The 18,222-nt window shown below is 41.4% G+C and carries 21 protein-coding genes; 18 read left to right on the plus strand and 3 right to left on the minus strand.

The genetic code is table 11. The features are described from left to right. Positions 1 to 158: 158 nt before the first annotated feature. From AB5Z01_RS02050 to AB5Z01_RS02060, 3 genes are read right to left on the minus strand one after another with little or no spacing between them, the layout of a single operon-like run. Positions 159 to 2,840, minus strand: coding sequence for a transglutaminase family protein (locus AB5Z01_RS02050; RefSeq protein ID WP_195220795.1), 2,682 nt, complete (start codon positions 2,838 to 2,840; stop codon positions 159 to 161). 10 nt (positions 2,841 to 2,850) lie between these two features. Continuing rightward, on the minus strand, positions 2,851 to 4,044 hold the full coding sequence (locus tag AB5Z01_RS02055; RefSeq protein WP_368365303.1) for a DUF58 domain-containing protein: 1,194 nt from the start codon (positions 4,042 to 4,044) through the stop codon (positions 2,851 to 2,853). Between the two features lie 11 nt (positions 4,045 to 4,055). Continuing rightward, positions 4,056 to 5,024, minus strand: a complete 969-nt coding sequence (locus AB5Z01_RS02060; protein WP_287215022.1) for a MoxR family ATPase — start codon at positions 5,022 to 5,024, stop codon at positions 4,056 to 4,058. Between the two features lie 220 nt (positions 5,025 to 5,244). Between AB5Z01_RS02060 and AB5Z01_RS02065 the strand changes: the two genes are divergently transcribed. From AB5Z01_RS02065 to argR, 18 genes are all read left to right on the plus strand, one after another. After that, complete coding sequence (locus AB5Z01_RS02065) at positions 5,245 to 6,180, plus strand: hypothetical protein (protein ID WP_051706583.1); 936 nt, start codon at positions 5,245 to 5,247, stop codon at positions 6,178 to 6,180. A gap of 1 nt (position 6,181) precedes the next feature. Further along, positions 6,182 to 6,670: a stage III sporulation protein AB gene (locus tag AB5Z01_RS02070; protein ID WP_287215023.1), complete on the plus strand. Its 489-nt coding sequence runs from the start codon at positions 6,182 to 6,184 to the stop codon at positions 6,668 to 6,670. A gap of 40 nt (positions 6,671 to 6,710) precedes the next feature. Further along, a complete protein-coding gene (gene spoIIIAC / locus AB5Z01_RS02075; protein ID WP_287215024.1) occupies positions 6,711 to 6,908 on the plus strand; it encodes a stage III sporulation protein AC in 198 nt (65 codons plus the stop codon). Continuing rightward, the gene (locus AB5Z01_RS02080; RefSeq protein ID WP_287215025.1) at positions 6,908 to 7,294 is read left to right on the plus strand and encodes a stage III sporulation AC/AD family protein; all 387 of its coding nucleotides are present in this window, start codon (positions 6,908 to 6,910) and stop codon (positions 7,292 to 7,294) included. The genes spoIIIAC and AB5Z01_RS02080 overlap by 1 nt, the downstream gene beginning before the upstream one ends. A gap of 9 nt (positions 7,295 to 7,303) precedes the next feature. Further along, the gene (locus AB5Z01_RS02085; RefSeq protein ID WP_287215026.1) at positions 7,304 to 8,443 is read left to right on the plus strand and encodes a hypothetical protein; all 1,140 of its coding nucleotides are present in this window, start codon (positions 7,304 to 7,306) and stop codon (positions 8,441 to 8,443) included. Position 8,444: 1 nt separating this feature from the next. Beyond that, on the plus strand, positions 8,445 to 8,915 hold the full coding sequence (locus AB5Z01_RS02090) for a hypothetical protein (RefSeq protein ID WP_195220801.1): 471 nt from the start codon (positions 8,445 to 8,447) through the stop codon (positions 8,913 to 8,915). Positions 8,916 to 8,918: 3 nt separating this feature from the next. Continuing rightward, the gene (locus AB5Z01_RS02095) at positions 8,919 to 9,470 is read left to right on the plus strand and encodes a stage III sporulation protein AG (RefSeq protein ID WP_022286848.1); all 552 of its coding nucleotides are present in this window, start codon (positions 8,919 to 8,921) and stop codon (positions 9,468 to 9,470) included. A gap of 18 nt (positions 9,471 to 9,488) precedes the next feature. Beyond that, entirely contained in the window at positions 9,489 to 10,031 is a 543-nt protein-coding gene (locus AB5Z01_RS02100) for a SpoIIIAH-like family protein (protein ID WP_038671921.1), read from the plus strand. A 126-nt stretch (positions 10,032 to 10,157) separates the two neighbouring features. Beyond that, positions 10,158 to 10,514, plus strand: a complete 357-nt coding sequence (locus tag AB5Z01_RS02105; protein ID WP_022286850.1) for an Asp23/Gls24 family envelope stress response protein — start codon at positions 10,158 to 10,160, stop codon at positions 10,512 to 10,514. A 35-nt stretch (positions 10,515 to 10,549) separates the two neighbouring features. Continuing rightward, the gene (gene nusB / locus AB5Z01_RS02110; protein WP_272125116.1) at positions 10,550 to 10,963 is read left to right on the plus strand and encodes a transcription antitermination factor NusB; all 414 of its coding nucleotides are present in this window, start codon (positions 10,550 to 10,552) and stop codon (positions 10,961 to 10,963) included. Next, positions 10,960 to 11,901 (plus strand): peptidase M22, encoded by a 942-nt coding sequence (locus AB5Z01_RS02115; protein WP_195220802.1) that lies wholly within the window; start codon positions 10,960 to 10,962, stop codon positions 11,899 to 11,901. Before nusB ends, AB5Z01_RS02115 begins: the two co-directional genes overlap by 4 nt. After that, positions 11,898 to 13,091, plus strand: a complete 1,194-nt coding sequence (gene xseA / locus AB5Z01_RS02120; protein ID WP_195220803.1) for an exodeoxyribonuclease VII large subunit — start codon at positions 11,898 to 11,900, stop codon at positions 13,089 to 13,091. The genes AB5Z01_RS02115 and xseA overlap by 4 nt, the downstream gene beginning before the upstream one ends. A 13-nt stretch (positions 13,092 to 13,104) precedes the next feature. Next, positions 13,105 to 13,293 (plus strand): exodeoxyribonuclease VII small subunit, encoded by a 189-nt coding sequence (gene xseB, locus AB5Z01_RS02125; protein ID WP_117857305.1) that lies wholly within the window; start codon positions 13,105 to 13,107, stop codon positions 13,291 to 13,293. Beyond that, positions 13,286 to 14,179 carry a polyprenyl synthetase family protein gene (locus AB5Z01_RS02130; protein WP_022286855.1) on the plus strand — a complete coding sequence of 298 codons (894 nt, stop codon included), beginning with the start codon at positions 13,286 to 13,288 and terminating at the stop codon, positions 14,177 to 14,179. Before xseB ends, AB5Z01_RS02130 begins: the two co-directional genes overlap by 8 nt. A gap of 25 nt (positions 14,180 to 14,204) precedes the next feature. Then, positions 14,205 to 16,061, plus strand: coding sequence for a 1-deoxy-D-xylulose-5-phosphate synthase (dxs, locus tag AB5Z01_RS02135; protein ID WP_117863782.1), 1,857 nt, complete (start codon positions 14,205 to 14,207; stop codon positions 16,059 to 16,061). Then, positions 16,054 to 16,860: a TlyA family RNA methyltransferase gene (locus tag AB5Z01_RS02140; protein ID WP_195220804.1), complete on the plus strand. Its 807-nt coding sequence runs from the start codon at positions 16,054 to 16,056 to the stop codon at positions 16,858 to 16,860. Before dxs ends, AB5Z01_RS02140 begins: the two co-directional genes overlap by 8 nt. Positions 16,861 to 16,879: 19 nt before the next feature. Continuing rightward, the gene (locus AB5Z01_RS02145) at positions 16,880 to 17,755 is read left to right on the plus strand and encodes an NAD(+)/NADH kinase (RefSeq protein WP_195220805.1); all 876 of its coding nucleotides are present in this window, start codon (positions 16,880 to 16,882) and stop codon (positions 17,753 to 17,755) included. Then, a complete protein-coding gene (argR, locus tag AB5Z01_RS02150) occupies positions 17,752 to 18,210 on the plus strand; it encodes an arginine repressor (RefSeq protein WP_038671932.1) in 459 nt (152 codons plus the stop codon). The genes AB5Z01_RS02145 and argR overlap by 4 nt, the downstream gene beginning before the upstream one ends. Positions 18,211 to 18,222: the final 12 nt, after the last annotated feature.

Consider the following 18,222-nt stretch of genomic DNA (forward strand, 5'->3'; position numbering starts at 1 on the left):
GATCATTCCTTTCTAAAATATTCAAAAAGTTATCCTACTGATAATATCATATCCATATTTGCATTAAACATATACTTCATATAAAAAAATCACCTATCAGCTTTTTGGTATTATCATTGAGGTTAAAAAAGCCACACCGAGCGTGGCTTTTTTTCCCTCTAATATAGACAGTAAACAAATTTTGCATTAAGAAGCTTAGCTCCCGAAAGTTTTGGCAGGACGATCTTGTCCTTTACGATTTCAAAATAAGAAAGTGCAGTTTCAAGTTCCCCATCAGATATTACTGAGTTGCTCATTTCCGCTTTGACTGCAAGTTCTCCGATATATTTTATCATATGGGAGAAATCATTGATTTGCATTTCCTGGCATTTTTCTGTTAACCTGTCACAAAGCTGTAAGTCTGTAATATTTCTGCTGTCGGCAATGCCTATAAGCTTTAAATATTTGAGCATATAGCGGTATACCGCCACAGTGCGTGATCTATTGTCCCCATTACTTAGTTCCGAACGCATTTTCTTTACTTTTACATCTCTATGGACTACAATGCCGAAGCCTATAAGCAGAAGTCCGCCCAGAGTGATGATAATTCCTACAAATGAGCCATGGTCGCTGTTGTTTTCTGTTATTCTTGATGAAACAGAAGTTTTCCCAGCGCCTGACATCACTCCGGCACCATGTCCGTTGCTTGCAGAATTTGTTTTCTTTGTTGTTGAAGCTTTTGAACTGTTTGCAGGCTTTTTAGTAACCACTGAAGTTGTGCCACCCTGACCGCCATTTTGTGTGGTAGTCGTAGGCTTGCTTTCTGTGCTTTTAGTTGTTGTAACTTCCTTAGGGTCTTTCTCTTGTTGTGTAAGATTAGGATTATCATTATCATAACCTGGTGTGAATTCTGCAGGATACCAACCTGCATTGTCTATAAATACCTCAGCCCATGCGTGCGCACATTTGTCCTTTACACTTACCTCGTATGTTGAATCATCTTCAGGTTCACCGAGCTGTGAATTAAGCACCACATATCCCTCTACATATCTTGACGGATAGCCAAACATTCTTAAAAGTTCTGCACCTGCTGTTGCGAAATATGAACAATAGCCCTCCTTTTGTGTACCTAAAAAATAATCTATGAAATCTTCACCTTTTGGAGTAACACCCGGTTCAAGGGTATAAGTGAAGTTATCAGAGAAATAGTTTTTTATTGCAGTGCTTATTTCTTCATAAGTCCAATCACCCTTGTGGTAAATATCCACGCCAAGATATTCGTTGAGTATCTCTTTATATGCCTTATCAAGCTCATCAGACTTTGAAACATCCATATATTTCTGGTGAACAAACTCTGAGTAAGCGTCAACACCTCTGTCCTTATTAACAGACAATGCAGGCTCTTCTGTGGCTATAGCCTCAGGGAGGGCTTCAAGCCTTTCTTCTATAAGAGAGGGGTCAAAATAGTAAAGAGAATACTTTGTTGAACTTAATTTGACATATGACTCAGTGGTAGGACGCATTTTTTTATCGTCTGTATTTCCATCACTTGAATATAAAGAAGCGTATGGCGCATACACAAATTTCTTGCTTGCACCGAGAACAGATACAGAAATCTGAGCAGGGGTCAGATCCGCATATTTTCGTTGTATAAGGTCATAATCCAGATCCTGCACCCATATCTTGCCTTGCTCAAAATCATCAGAGAAGGTGTCTTCATTGCCATTCACGTCAACAGGAGTCCAGCTATTGTCGTTATAAACGCCTGCTACATATCCACGGAGATATAGTGTATTAGAGAATTTTGGAGTGACCACTTTTAGTGCTGTTGAGCCGTTGAAGCTAATGCCTGCTGTCTTGCCAAGAACGCCTCCGTTTGTGCCACCAACTGTTTTTATACCAAACAGATCAAATCCACCGTCATAATCTGAAAAAGCATTTCTCAGGTCAGTGAGAGAGAAATTTGACACTGCTGTAGAAATATCATGTCTGTATTTTGCAAATGACTCAGGACGTGTAAAGCCTGTTATTGCTGAGAAAAGCATTATAACTACAAGTACCAACGAACTTAAAATAGCCGTGAATTTCATGAATACGTTATAGAAACAAGCTTTTTGCTTTTCAGATGTAAAATAAAACGTGCGCTTTCGCTCATGCACCGCAAAGGTGTTTTTTCTTCCTGCCTTGTTAGTTGTGTGGTTTATTATGTGCAGTGCAAGCACTGTCACCCAGCATACAAACAGACCAATAACAGTCCACATTGACGGTTCCCAGCCCCAATACATTCCAAGCTCGAAAACAGGAAATGTAATGATGAACAGCAATGGAAAATCTATCCTATAAAGGCAGGCTGCTGCCGTTCCAAGGCAAACAAGAGTTATAAAAAATACGAAAAAATTTGACGCAAGATATGGGTAGTCGATAGTAGAAATTCCACTAAGCTGAACGCCAAGAGTTGAGTTAGGTTGATTTGCCCTTGAAAGATATCTGTCTATAACAACGAACAAGCCGTATTTTATTGTAGATATCCTGCTCACAAGGTAAATTACATGAAGTATCATCACACCAAGTGCAGAAAACTTAATTATCTTGTGTGATGATTTCATCAGACCAAACACAAGTGAAAGCATGGCAGAGTAATAAATGATCGTGGTCTTGTATATTTCCATATCAAGGAATGATACTGCCATAAACGCTGTGCATATGGTCGCCAAAAAGGTCAGAAGTATCTGAAACCATAGAAATGAGCCTGAATTATGCTCACGCTCACAATTCATAAGGATATCTCCGTCAATGCAGATACCATTGCTGCTGATAAATCCTATATCTTTGTTTTTGCTTTTTATTCTTTTCTTTTTCATGTTGTCACCTTTATAGACATATTTCCTGTATGCTTTCGGCAACGTGTTTTGCAGTAACGTTCACGACCTCTGCAAACTCATCGTTTATAACGTCGTCTTTCTTTTTGTTTGTGATAAGCATATAGGAATAGCGGAACGCCAGATCGTTATCGTTCATAACGCCGCTGAGATTGCTGTTATATGCGGGAGAAAAATACATCAAGTGACCGCATTTATATCTCTCAGGCTCATTGATGTAATTTATCATAGACAGGTCAGGTTCATCATAAACAGAAGCCTGCAACAGCAGACTTATAAGCAGCCTTGCACTTTCTTCGTCTGTAACGTTCACTACTTCGCTCAAATCTTTCTTTTTATCATACCACACTACCTTATGAGGTGTGTCATTTTCTATAAGATAATAGGATATAGACGCTATAGCCTCTACAAGAGTATCATATACGAGCATATAATCGTCTGTATTTGTATCAATGTGGAGATCCGCCATAAGCACGATAGAGTTTGATATAGGCAGGGAATAATCCTTGACCATGGTCTTATCCTGCTTTGCAGTAAGCTTCCAGTGTATCCTGTTTATTTTGTCACCATCATGATATTCGTGTATATCAAAAATCTCTGAGGGATCATCGCCCTTTGAGGTCTTGGAATAATCATCGGTTTCAAGACCCATTTCAGCATAATTCGCAATGTTGTTTTCGATAGGTATATAGTCAGGAACTATAGTGAAAGTACTTTCGCCAAAAAGTTTGGAAGCAGCATCGGTACTTACTCTTATCTTGAAAAGCTTTAGCATATCAACAATGCGGCAGCGTTTTATGTTCATTCTCACTGTGCCATAATGCTTTGCAGAAACGTGCAAAGTAAGATACTGAACATCATCAGGATAAAGGGGAGTATTTATCTTCATTGTATTTTTGTCGCCGTCAAGAGTGTTGTAATATTCTATCTCTATAATCATATTGGCAACAGGCAACTTTGAGCGGTTTTGCAATCTCAACACAACAGGTATCTTTGATGATCTGCCTGCGGTTTTCTGAGTGTTCACAAAACCAACACTTATTTTCTTTGACATTTTTTTGAGCATAACGAATAAGATAATAGGCATAACAAGTAAAAATGCAAAGAGATAAAAAGAGAAGCTACCCACATATAATATATAGAAGAAAATAGAGGCGATAAATAATATTATATATAAAATCAGCATTTGCTCCTCCGTTACTTGCTAACTCTAGGAACCTGAACTGAGGAAATAACTCCTTTGAGTATCTGTTCTCCTGTGAAGCCGTTTATCTTTGCCTTTGAGTTGAACACAAGTCTGTGAAGAACAACGTCCTTGAAGCTGTATATAACGTCATCGGGGATAACATAATCTCTGCCCTTAAGAAGCGCTGTCGCCTTTGTCATTCTTAGTAGTGCGATAGTTCCTCTAGGTGAAAGACCCAACTTTATATATTCATTGTTTCTGGTTGCATTTGCAAGCATAACGATATACTGGAAAACCTGATCTGAAACATAAATATTTTCCACAACTTTTCTTGCCTGAAGGATATCCTCCGCAGAAACCACAGGCCTTACATTATCCACAGGCACGAGATTTTGCTTTGATTTTAGCATTGCGACTTCGCTTTCAAGATTAGGATAACCCATTGTGAGCCTTACGATAAATCTGTCCATTTGCGACTCAGGGAGCATTTGCGTGCCTATAGAGCCAACCGGGTTTTGCGTTGCGATAACGATATAAGGGTCAGGCATTTTATGTGTGATACCGTCTACAGTTACCTTGCCCTCCTCCATTACTTCAAGAAGCGCAGACTGCGTCTTACTTGAGGTTCTGTTTATCTCGTCTGCAAGAAAAAGATTTGTGAGTGCTGCACCCTGCTTATATTCAAACTTGTGTGTTTCTTTATTTAGTATGGTAAAACCTGTCACGTCTGTTGGCAAAACATCAGGGGTGAATTGTAGTCTTTTATAGTCAAGTGAAAGCGCCTTTGAAAGAGCCACGGCAAGAGTGGTTTTTCCTACTCCTGGAATATCCTCAATAAGGATATGACCGCCTGCAAGTATGGACAGCAGGACTTTTATGATTATCTCGTCCTTGCCGATAATGACCTTTCTTACCTCATTTATCACGCTTTGTGACATATTCAGTACTTTTACCTGTTTTTCAGTTAAGCTGTTGTTCATAATTTTCTCCTTTGTTTTGTATGTTTCTTTTATCTTCACAATATTTGTGCATATTGCATTAACATTATATCACAAATACAACAGTATTTCAAGCATTTTGCGTGATAATTAAATACAATAATGGATATCTGCGTATGTAGGAGAATACAAATATCTTGTACTAAAATGCAGGCTCACAGCATAGTTATTTCATAGGACAAGTCAAAAGGAGCGTGAAAAAATGATAAGAGAAGTCAGCAAGATAAAATACGTTTACGAACTGCTCACCCCTCGCATAAGGGGAGCAATTATGTCAGTGCCAGAAATAGAGCGTGACAGGATACAGGAAATAAGGCTTCGCAGAGGTAGACGGCTGTCTGTTACCATATTCTCGAAAGAGTATTTCGTTAATGATAACGGCAGACTAATGAACAATATCGGGGATAGCGTTCAAGTTACCACAGATGATATTGAAACTATCTATCAGCGAGCATTTCAGAACTCTCTTCACAGCTTTCACCGTGAGATAGCAAGAGGCTACATAACGGTTTCAGGAGGGTGCAGAGTAGGCTTCTGCGGAACTGCCGTTCTTGATCCTGCAAGGAGTTATGCCGTGGAGTCGGTAAAAAATATATCTTCTCTTAATATAAGGATAGCTCGTGAAATGATAGGCAGTTCAGACGAGATATATGCAAAATGTTTTTCTGACAAACCAATGAGCCTGCTTATTGCTTCACCGCCATCGGGAGGAAAAACTACAGTGCTTCGTGATCTTGCAAGAAAGCTTGGAGAACGCTGGCGTGTTGCGCTTATAGACGAGCGAAACGAGTTTGCCGCAACAGTGGCAGGTGAGCCGCAAAATCTTATAGGTGCAATGACGGACGTGTTCAATTCCTACAACAAATATGAGGGCATAATGACGGCTGTCAAGGTCATGTCACCGCAAATACTCATATGCGACGAGATAGGTTCTTCTGAGGACAACGAAGCTTTGCAGTATGCGCTCAACTCAGGAGTGAAGCTTATTGCTTCATGCCATGCTTCAAGCCTTGATGAGCTTAAAAAGCGGCGTTATATCTCAAAACTCATAAAAGACAAGGCTTTCGACGCACTTGCGGTACTAGGCACAGGAACAATGTGTGGCAGACTGGTATCATTTACAAAAACAGGAGCATGAAATGATAAAGCTAATAGGCTGTGTGCTTATCATATCCGCCTGCACACAAATGGGCTGTGCAATGGCGACGGACAAGATACGGCAAATGAAATATCTCAAGCTACTCAGACGGTTGATATTTGAAACAAGGGCAATGGTTGAGGGCGGAATGACTTTCGGGGAAATTATCTTAAAGCTTAGCTTGCAGAAGGGTTATTCTGACTTTACATTTTTGCCGCAAGATACCTCTTCGCCTGATGTCCGCAGAAGAATAACCGAGGATATATATAAGTCAAAGCTTTTTGACAATGAAATCAGGCAGACCGCCATAGATTTTTTTGAAAAACTCGGTACAACAGACACAACTGGACAGCTTGCATACATTTCCATGAGCCTTGCCGCACTTGACGAGCAGATAAGCAGACTTTCAGAGAATTTCACCTCACAGGTGCGGCTATGCAGAGCTTTGGGCGTTCTCAGCGGGGCTTTTATTGCTATTATGCTAATATAGCCATAGCAAAGGATAACCATAATGAAGGGAACAAAATTTTATGGACATAGATCTTATTTTCAAAATCGCTGCCATAGGAATTATCGTTGCCGTGTTAAATCTCTTGCTGAAACGAGCGGAGCGTGACGAGCAGGCAATGATGACAACTCTTGCAGGGCTTATTGTCGTTCTGCTTATGATAGTAAGGCAGGTCGGAAATCTATTTGAAACGATAAAAGAAGTGTTTGGATTGTATTAATGAAAATATTTACAATAGCGTGCTTTTGTATTTTCTCAACCATAGTGTGCAAAGCCATTGAGAAAAACAGCCGTGAAATAAAATATGCGGCTGTGCTTGCAGCGGCGGCACTGGTGCTTTTTCATTCGGTAGCATTTGTGAAAGATCTTATCTCAGTTTTTGAGGACCTTTTCACTCTGTCAGGAATCGACAATATGTATCTTACCATACTGTTCAAGTCACTTGGCATATGCTATATCGTACAGCTTGCTTCCGATTACTGCAAGGATTGCGGAGAAAACGCACTTGCGTCACAGGTCACTTTGGCAGGAAAGCTTGCAATGCTTTCGGTATCGCTGCCGCTTTTCAAAGCATTTGTAGAAATAGTAAAAGCATTGCTTATATAGGATTAACATATGAAAAAAATAATTGCCACTGTCATCATAGTCCTTGCGGTCATGTTTACACCACAGGGAGTATATGCAGACAGTGAGGAACAGAACAATGAATATTATGACAGGCTCATAAGCGAAATAAACGAGGGACTTTCTTTTGAGGGTGATGAAGATGTAAAAACTGTACTTGAAGATAATAACATCACTTTGGAAGATCCGTCCTCTGCCGCAAATATAAATGCTTTTGATGTGATAAAGCATATATTTGAAAGCTTTACCGCTGCTTTGCGAAGCCCTCTTATAATGCTCGGGAAAATAACAGCCGCCACTATGCTCTGCGTGTTGGTAAGGTCAATGTCAGCCGAGGGTACAGTGGACAAGGTATTTACGCTCATATGTGTTCTTACCACAGTGCTTGTTATAAGCGATACTGTCACCGACAGTCTTTATTCTGTAAAGACTTCCATGGAACAAATGAACAGATTCATGATGTCCTACATACCCATATTTTCAAGCGTGGCGACAGCAGGCGGTAGTGCGGCGGCAGGAGCAGGCTATTACGGCGTTATGCTGATAATATGTGAAAGCGCAGGTATATTGGCAGATACGATACTTGTGCCGTTTTTGTCGGCAGTGCTTGCAGTGACCCTTGTTTCTGCAATAAATCCATCTCTTGACCTTGGAAGCCTTGCAGAGTCGGTGAAAAATCTGGTCATATGGGTGCTTGGCATTGTGATGACCCTTTTTACAGGGCTATTATCTATTCAAAGCTTTGCAGGAGCGGCGGCTGATAATCTCTCCGCAAGAGCCGTTAAATTTGCGGCTTCAAGCTTTATACCTGTCATAGGCGGTTCGGTCTCTGAAGCTTATTCAGCGGTAAAGGGAAGTATAGGCGTAATAAGAACAAGCATTGGTGTGATAGGCGTTATAATAATGTCTGTGATAGTTGCGAAACCTTTGCTTACGCTTCTTGCAGTAAAACTTGCAGTGTGGATAGGTGCGATCATAAACGATATTTTTGGCATAAGCAACAGTGGTGGACTTCTTAAAAGCATAAACTCGGTTTTATCAATTGGTGTGAGCATCCTTGCGGCTTATTCTATAATGTTCGTTATTTCCACATCAGTTGTAATAATGACAGCCATGAACACAGGAGCTTAAAATGAATACAGTTAAAGCAGTGATATTTATTGCCTGCATTATAGGCGTGATAACTTCTATGACGGATATTGCCACACCTGAGGGAACTTTGAAAAAACAACTTAGATCTGTGCTTGCTGTGATACTTTTGCTTGCGGTCATAACGCCTGTAATGGGACATGGCTTCAAAGTCACCCTAAGCGATTATACAGAGCTTGCAGATCTGCCTGAGTTTGACAGCGTTTCAACAGCGACGAAACTTTATTATCTGTCCGAATCCGAAAGCAGGCTTGAAGAATATTTTTTGGATAAGCTGAATAAGAATGGCATAGAAAACGTCAGAGTGGACATAACCACAGATATAAATGAATATAATGAAATAGAGATAACAGCGGTAAGGGTATATCTGACTAAAACAAGCGACAGAGTGCTTGTTGAAAAGCTTATTGCAGAAGATCTGCCTGATACTCAAGTTATCGTGCAGGAGGAATAAACGTTGCTGAAAAGTAAAGTTGAGGGGAAAATAAAGGCTCTTAAAAAGCTTCCTATGAAAACGAAGATAGTGATAGCCGTAGGTCTTGCAGGGATATTGCTTATATTTGTTTCTGAAATGTTTCCTGCTAAAAATACGGCAGAGAGCAAGAGCATTCCCACGGAAAGCGTTGCCACTGATGATACAGACAGCTACAAAAAGCAGATAGAAAAAGAGCTTAAAGATGTTCTTTCTCAAGTCAGGGGAGTTGGCGAGTGCGAGGTAATGGTGACAGTTGAGGGAACTACCGAATATGTTTATGCCGAAAATCTTACCAAAAGCACAGACAATAATGGTGACAGAACAAGCGACAGGTATGAAAACGAGATAGTAATAACTGATAATGACGGCAAAAAGGAGGCATTGGTCAGAAAAATAATAAAACCGCAGATTTGCGGCGTTGTCATTGTTTGCGAAGGAGGTGGAGATATAAAAGTAAACGAACGTGTGCTTAAAGCGGTTTCGACAGTACTAGGCATATCAAGCAGTAAGATCTGCGTTGAGGGCAGAAAATAACAGAAAGAGGTAATAAAGATGAAAAAACCGACCATGATAATAGGCAAAAAGCAGATAATCCTTGCAGGAATGACGCTGATACTCGGTCTTGCAGTATACATAAATTATGCAGTATCGACCTCAGACGGCAAGATAAAGGCGACAGACGTTGTGAAAAGTCAAAGCGTGAATTATGGCGACGCACAGCTCGTAAGCACTGACAGCACTTCAGATTATTTTGCACAGGCAAGAATAGACAGAATGAATTCAAGGGACGAGGCGGTAGAAACATTAAAGAATATAATGAACGGCGGCGATTCCACAGAGGAAGAAAAGAAAGTCGCTGAAGAAGAAGCTTCAGCCATGACAGGGCTCATGGAGTCGGAGAGCAAGGTAGAGACACTCGTGAAAGCAGCAGGCTTTGAGGACTGTGTTGTTTATCTTGACGGTGACAACGCAAATATCGTTGTAAAGACCGACAGCGACGGGCTTGTTGCAAGCGAAGCGGCACAGATAAAAGATATCCTCCTTAGCGAAGTTTCAGTTGCAAATGAAAACATCAGAATTTATGATGTAGAATAAAATTTGTCAGCAAATAAAAAAAGTCCTTCAAAATACTTGTAACCTATTGATTTTTATGATATAATGGTTGTAAGTATAGATTGAAGGATTTCTTTTTTATATCTAAAAAGGGAGGCTTGGATAAATATGAATGATGTTTCAAAGAAAGTAGAAAAAAGCCTGCACATAAGTCAGGACGTTATAGCGCAGATCGTTACAAACTCTGTTAATGAGATAGAGGGCGTTTATGGTATCGCTCCTGTTATGAAGACTCCACGTCAGCTCTGGTTTAGACAGGAAAATTTCGGCAATATCAGGATAGGCCTTGTTGACGATGTGCTGTCAGTGTCTATAGGTATAATACTTTGCCGTGGAGCTAAGGCGGTTTCCGTTGCCGAGGAGATACAGGATAAAGTAAAAAGTGCAGTTCAGAATATGCTTGGACTTACAGTTGCAAAGGTAAATGTGACCATATGCGGAGTTGACCTTTCGGAAAAGGAATAGGATTTAGACAAATATAAGATGAAGGAAGTGTTTTTGTGCCAATTAAAAGGCGTGAAATAAGAGAATCAGCATTTTTGCTGATATTTGAGAAAATGTTTAGACAGGATGAGGAGCTTGACGATATTTTCATGTCTGCCATGGAAGTGAATGAGATCATCGTAAATGATGAAGTTAAAAAGCTCGTGGAAAATGTTTGCGAAAAGCAGGACGAGATCGACAGCATAATTAGCAAGTTCAGCAACAAGAGAACTGTTGAAAGAATACCTAAGATAAATCTTGCAATACTCAGACTTTCTATTTATGAGGCAATATATGAGGAGAACGTTCCTGTGAACGTTGCCATAAGCGAGGCTGTGGCTCTTGCAGGAAAATATGCCCTCGAGCCTGACGTTTCATTTGTAAACGGTGTGCTTGGCTCATTTGCAAAGGAACAAGAGGAAAAGCAGTGAGTTTTGTACTCGGAATAGACACAAGCAATTATACCACTTCATGTGCACTGCTTGATACTGCGGATATGAGCGTCAGGTCATGCAAAAAGCTTCTTCCTGTCAAGCAGGGAGAGCGAGGACTAAGACAATCCGACGCTGTGTTTCACCATACTAAACAGCTTCCAGAACTTATGAAACAGCTTTTTGATAAAAAGTATGACATAAGTGCAGTTGGGTATTCTTATGCACCAAGGTGTGCAGAGGGGTCGTATATGCCTTGCTTCCTTGTTGGAGAAAATGTTGCACAAGCTGTGTCACTTGCCTGTGGAGCTGACCTTGAAAAGACTTCGCATCAGGTGGGACATATACTTGCGGCACTTTATTCCTGCGGAAAGCTGGATATGCTCAGTTCTGATAAGCCTTTTGCGGCTTTTCACGTCAGCGGTGGCACTACAGATCTTCTTTTGTGCGAGCCTGACAAGGCTAAGCTGATAAATATAACTCAGATCGGCGGAAGCCGTGACCTTAAAGGCGGACAAGCCATAGACAGAACAGGCGTAAGGCTTGGGCTGTCTTTTCCATGTGGTAAAGAGCTTGAAAGGCTTGCGTCTGAAAGCGAACATAAAATAAAGCCAAAAGCATCCGTTGACGGGCTTTATTGTTCACTTTCTGGAATAGAAAATCAGTGCATGAAGCTTATAGACGAGAGCTGTTCGGTGGCTGATGTTGCGGCATACTGTATTGATTGTGTGTGCCTTGCGGTGGAGAAAATGACAGTTAATCTTCGCCATGAGTATAAGGATATACCTATTATATATGCAGGCGGTGTGATGTCTAATCGCTTTATAAAAAGCAAGCTTGAAAAGTACGGCAGCTTTGCTGAACCTGAGTTTTCAAGCGATAACGCAGTGGGCGTTGCTGTCTATGCTGCGATCAGGAAAGGGAAGATCAAAATATGAGTTCAGTTATCACTGTTTCTCAGCTAAACAGATATCTTGCTTCAAAACTGCGGTCTGACCTTAAGCTGAAAGGCATTGCCGTCAAGGGCGAGATATCCAATTTTAATATACATTACAAATCAGGTCATGCCTATTTTACAGTAAAGGACAGCAGTTCTGCACTTAAAGCTGTTATGTTTTCAAGCAGTGTTTCAAGGCTTAAATTCGTGCCTGAGGACGGTATGAGCGTGCTTGTTATGGGCAATATAGAGGTCTATGAGCGTGACGGCGTTTATCAGATAATAGCTACGGAGATAGCACCTCTTGGTGTGGGCGTTATGCACGTTCAGCTCGAACAGACCAAGAAAAAGCTTGAAAAAATGGGCGTATTTGATGTGAACAAAAAAAAGAAAATACCCCTTGTTCCAAAGAAGATAGCAGTTGTTACGTCGCTTACAGCGGCGGCTTTGCAGGATATAATCCATATAGCTGAAAGGCGTTATCCTGTGTGCAATATCGAAGTTTATCCTGCGCAGGTGCAGGGTACGGCGGCAGCACAAACTATATGCAAAGCACTTTCGGAGGCTGATAAAAGCGGTGCAGATACCATAATTTTAGCTCGTGGCGGTGGTTCTAGCGAAGATCTTATGGTGTTCAATGACGAGGCGGTGGCACTGGCTGTTTACGCCTGCAATACACCTGTGATATCGGCTGTAGGTCACGAAACTGACACCACCCTTGCAGACTATGCCGCAGATATGCGTGCGCCAACTCCGTCAGCGGCGGCTGAGATTGCTACCCCTGACAAGGCGGATATACTTAATGCTGTGAGGCTTTTAAGGCAAAAGCTTGACAAGGCTATGGAGCTTAAACTTGATAAGGCTGTGTCACAGATAGAAAGCTGTGATAAGCTTTTGAAATTATATTCTCCTGAAAAGAGATTAGAGCAGAGCGAAAAAGCAGTGTGCGACCTTGAAAAAAGGCTGTCGCAGATCATGAAACGCAGGTTTGAAAAGCTGTCAGTTAAGCTTGACGGCTATGTTTCTTCTCTGAATATGCTTAGTCCGTTCAATATTTTGGGCAGGGGATATGCTATCGTTCAGAAAGACGAAAGCGTTGTCGACAGTGTATCAATGCTGAACGTTGGCGACGAGGTAGACATAAAGCTGTCAGACGGCAGTGTATCTGCTAAAATAACATTTGTCAAATGAAAGGCTGTTTAAAATGACTTTTGAAGAAAATCTTACAAGACTTAATGATATAGTTGGTCAGCTTGAAAATGACAAGCTTCCTCTTGAGAAAGCTTTGGAACTTTATAAAGAGGGGATAGATCTGTCGGTCGACTGCAAAAAAAGCCTTGAAAGTGCAAAGCTTTCCGTAAAGGCTATGAACGGAGATAATAGTGATGAATGATATGAACAAAGCCACACTTGATTATTATGTGGAGCTTATAGATAATAAACTGCTGGAGCTTACCCACTCAAAGCCTGAGCTTCAGGGTCAGGTAGTTGAGGCTATGGAGTATTCTTTGCAGGCAGGGGGCAAAAGGCTCAGACCTGTGCTTATGCTTGAATTTTGCCGTATGTGCGGCGAGCGTCAGCCTGAGAAGTATGCAGAGATAGCTTGTTCTATTGAACTTATACACACTTTTTCTCTTATACACGACGATCTGCCTTGTATGGACGATGATGATTACAGACGTGGAAAGCCCTCATGTCATAAAGCTTTTCCTGAAAATATCGCACTCCTTGCAGGCGATGCACTGAACACTCTTGCTTTTGAAGTGATTGCCAACAGTGCCATGAACGGCGTTATATCTGCCGACAAGGCTGTTATGCTTATCTCTGTTCTGGCAAGAGCAGTAGGCACTGACGGCATGATAGGCGGTCAGGTGATAGACCTTAAATATGAAAATAAAGAAATAGATGTTGATACTCTGAATATTTTGCAGACCTGCAAAACAGGCGCACTTATTGAAGCCGCTTGTGTAATGGGCGTTATACTTGGAGATAAGCTTGAGGCTATCCCCTTTGCGGCAGACTATGCTCAGGCAATGGGCAGAGCATTTCAGATAGTTGACGATATCCTTGACGTAACAGGCACTTTTGAGGAACTTGGCAAGCCTATCGGCAGTGACAGCGAACAGCATAAAAACACATATGTATCTCTCCTTGGACTTGACAAGTCAGAACAGATAGCAAAACAACTGACAGTTCAAGCACTGGGTCATCTTAAATATTTTGAGGACAGCGTTTTCCTCACAGAGCTTACATCTGATATGCTTACAAGAAGAAGTTGATAAAAAGATTGGAGATCTAGATATAATGTCGGAAATAAAAAAGCCTGATATTTATAAAATGAATTTGCCTGCCGACCTGAAAAAGCTTTCCACTGCGCAGTGTGAGGAGCTTTGCGGTGATATAAGGAAAATTCTTATAGATACGGTTTCAAAAAACGGCGGTCATCTTGCGTCAAATCTTGGTACTGTGGAGCTTACAATGGCTATCCACAGAGTTTTTGAATCACCTAAAGATAAAATCGTCTGGGACGTTGGTCATCAGGCATATACACATAAAATACTTACGGGTAGACTCAAAGAGTTTAAAACTCTCAGACAGGAAAACGGTATTTCGGGTTTTTGCAGACCTGACGAGTCAGTGCATGATGCTTTTATAAGTGGCCACAGCTCTACGTCTGTTTCTGCGGCGCTTGGGATCGCCACAGCAATGAAGCTGAGTGGTGATAAAACTCACCATGCTATAGCTGTAGTCGGTGACGGTGCTTCAACAGGTGGCGAGCTTTACGAGGGACTTAACAATGCAGGCAAAAGTGATACAAATATCATCGTTATCCTCAACTACAATGAAATGTCTATCTCAAAAAATGTTGGCGGAATGGCAAAATATCTTTCCTCCATGCGTACAAAAGAGAGCTATCAGCGCACAAAGGGCAGAGTAGAGAGAATGCTTGATAAGACGCCTGTTATAGGTAAACCTGTGAAAAATGCCGTTCGTAACTCCAAAAATGCGGTCAAGAATATGATACTTCACAGCACCATGTTTGAAGATCTTGGTTTTCACTATATTGGACCTATCGACGGACACAATCTTGAAGAACTTGAACAGGGACTTATGGCTGCAAAGGCAGTAAACAAGCCTGTTTTTGTTCATGTGAATACTATAAAAGGCAAGGGCTATGCTCCTGCAGAAGCTAACCCAGGAGAGTTTCACGGGGTCGGCTCCTTTGAGATAAAAACGGGCAATCCCGACGTCGTACTTTCTGACAGCTTTTCTTCTATAATGGGAAAAGAGCTTTGTGAAATGGGCGAAAAGAATAAGCGTCTTTGTGCAGTCACTGCGGCAATGAAATACGGCACGGGGCTTCAGTATTTTGCGAAGCGTTTTCCTGAACGCTTCTTTGATGTAGGCATTGCCGAAGAACACGCAGTTACTTTCTGTGCTGGGCTTGCTTCTATGAACTATGTACCTGTTTTTGCGGTGTACTCATCGTTTTTGCAAAGGTCATACGACCAACTTATCCATGATATGGCTATAGGAGGTTGTCATGCAGTTATATGCGTTGACCGCGCAGGTATAGTCGGTGATGATGGTGAAACACATCAGGGAATTTTTGATGTTTCTTTTCTTACCTCTGTGCCGAATATGAGGATATATTCTCCGTCTAATTATGACGAACTCAGACTGTGCCTGCATAAGGCTGTTGAGGACGACAGTGGCATTTGTGCTGTGAGATATCCAAGGGGCAGGGATCAATCGCTATATGATACATCTGATCCTGTTTCAACTTATGTTTATCGTCATATAGAGGGCGCAAAGGTTCTGCTTGTTACATACGGCAGGCTTGCAAATGATCTTTTTACAGCTATAGAAATACTCAGAAATCGTGATATAAAGTGCGATATTATTAAGCTCGTGAACATTTTCCCTATAGACAATGAGGTGGTTGATATAATGTCAGCCTACGATGCTGTGCTGTTCTTTGAGGAAGCTTATTACTGTGGAAGTATTTCAGAGAAGTATGCTTCTATCTGCCCAAATGTGGCACAGTTTGCTATTGACGGTTTCGTGAAGCACGGAAAATGTGATGTGCTACTTGACGAGCTTGGTTTTTCAGCAGAGAAAATGGCTGATACAGTTGAGGGCTTTTTGAAAGATGAGTGAAAGACTTGATGTGTATATAGTTACGAACTGCGGCGTAAAAAGCCGAGAACGTGCCAAACAGCTTATAAAAAATGGATTTGTGTCGGTAAACGGCAAGGTCTGCGTCAAGCCTTCTATATTGGTTGATGAGAACGACGGGGTGAAATGTAAGTCTGACGATATGAAGTTTGTCGGCAGGGGCGGACTTAAGCTTGAACACGCCTGCGATGTCTTCGGGCTTGACTTGACAGGTAAAGTTTGTGCAGATATCGGTGCTTCAACTGGGGGATTTACTCAGTGTATGCTTGAACATGGCGCTGAATTTGTCTATGCGGTGGACGTGGGTCACGGACAGCTTGATGAAAGTTTGTGCAATGACAGCAGAGTGAAAAACTGTGAGGGCGTGAATGCACGATATCTGACAGAGAATTTTTTTGACAGACCTGTGCAGTTCATAAGTGGTGATCTTTCGTTTATTTCTCTAAAACTTGTTATAAGATCCCTTTGCGATTGTCTTTGCGATGGCGGCGAAATGGTTCTTCTTATAAAACCTCAGTTTGAGGCTGGCAAGCAGGCCCTCAATAAAAAGGGTATCGTCAAAGATCGTAAAGACCATGTGAGAGTGATAACCGAGCTTCTTGGCTGTTTTCGAGCAGAGGGGCTTGCGGCTGAAAAGATAACAATTTCACCTGTTAAGGGCGGCGACGGCAATCTTGAATATCTTATTCTACTTAAAAACGCTGACATGACGGCTGACAAGCTTGGTCAGCTCAATATAAAAGAATTTGTTAACGAAGCTTTTGATAGCTTCAAAGACTAAACACAAGAGTGGTAATATTATGAAAATTTATCTTTATCCAAATCTTGATAAAACTCATTGCTTTGAGTATACGACCGCAACATATGAAAGGCTGCGCAAAAATGGTGCAAAACTTTTTATGGATAGATGCTATAAGCACGTTTTCGGAAAGCTTGATATCACTTTCTGTAGCGAAGACGAGTGTGTAAAGCAGTGTGATATGATTGTTGCGATCGGTGGTGACGGAACGATACTCAAATGCTCTCTTAAGGGCTGTGAGTTTGAGAAGCCTATACTTGGCATAAACTGTGGCAGACTCGGTTTTATGGCCTCTCTTGAACATTCACAGCTTGAATTGCTGGACAAGCTTTTTTCTGGAGAATATACCCTCAGCCGCCGAATGATGTTAAACGTAAATGTCGAATGTGGCAGTGAAAATAAGTCATATACTGCGCTTAATGATGTTGCAGTAACAAAAGCTGACGATTGTAAGATAGCCGATTTTGAGGTATCAAAAAACGGCAGACTTATTTCTTCACTTCGTGCAGACGGCGTTATACTTTCTACAGCCACAGGCTCAACAGCCTATTCAATGTCAGCAGGCGGACCTATAATCGAACCTGAAATGAAGTGTATAGAGTTCACACAGATATGTGCTCACTCGCTTTTTGCAAGATCTATGATACTTTCAGAGGACAGCGTTATGAAAGTCAAGTGTCACACTAACAGTGGCTCTCACGCAATCGTCAGCGTTGACGGTAATAATGTTTTCAGACTTTCGGCAGAGGACACTGTGATAGTATCAAAGTCAAAGTATTTTGTTGAAATCATAGATATAAGCGGCGGCAGCTTTTTCTCGTCAATAAACAAAAAGCTTATGCAGCCGTTGAAGGAATCAGCGGAGGACGGCATATGAAAAATCAGCGTCAGAATTTGATAATGCAGATTGTCAAAGACGAAAACATCGGCACTCAGGAGGAACTTCGTGAAGCGCTTAAAAGGCATGGTCTGAAAGTCACTCAGGCAACAGTTTCAAGGGATATAAAGGAGCTTTCCCTTGTAAAGACCATTGGTTCAGACGGCAATTATAAATACAGCCTGCCTGCACTCAAAAAAGATATTGCAGAGCAAAACAATGGTATTTTCGGCATAATTTCAGACGCCGTTGTGTCGGTGGATCATGCACTTAACACTGTAGTTGTGAAATGTCATACGGGCATGGCACAAGCAGTGTGTGCAAAGCTTGACAAGCTTGGGCTTGACAATGTTGTGGGAACGCTTGCAGGTGATGACACGATATTCATACTTATGCGGACAGAAAAAGATGCGTCCCATATGGCAGAGGAACTGAGATCCTTTATTATTTCTTAAACAGCAGAGGAA

Source organism: Ruminococcus sp. RTP21359st1_H3_RTP21359_211015, assembly GCF_040909065.1.
Taxonomy (GTDB): Bacteria; Bacillota; Clostridia; order Oscillospirales; family Ruminococcaceae; genus Hominimerdicola; species Hominimerdicola aceti.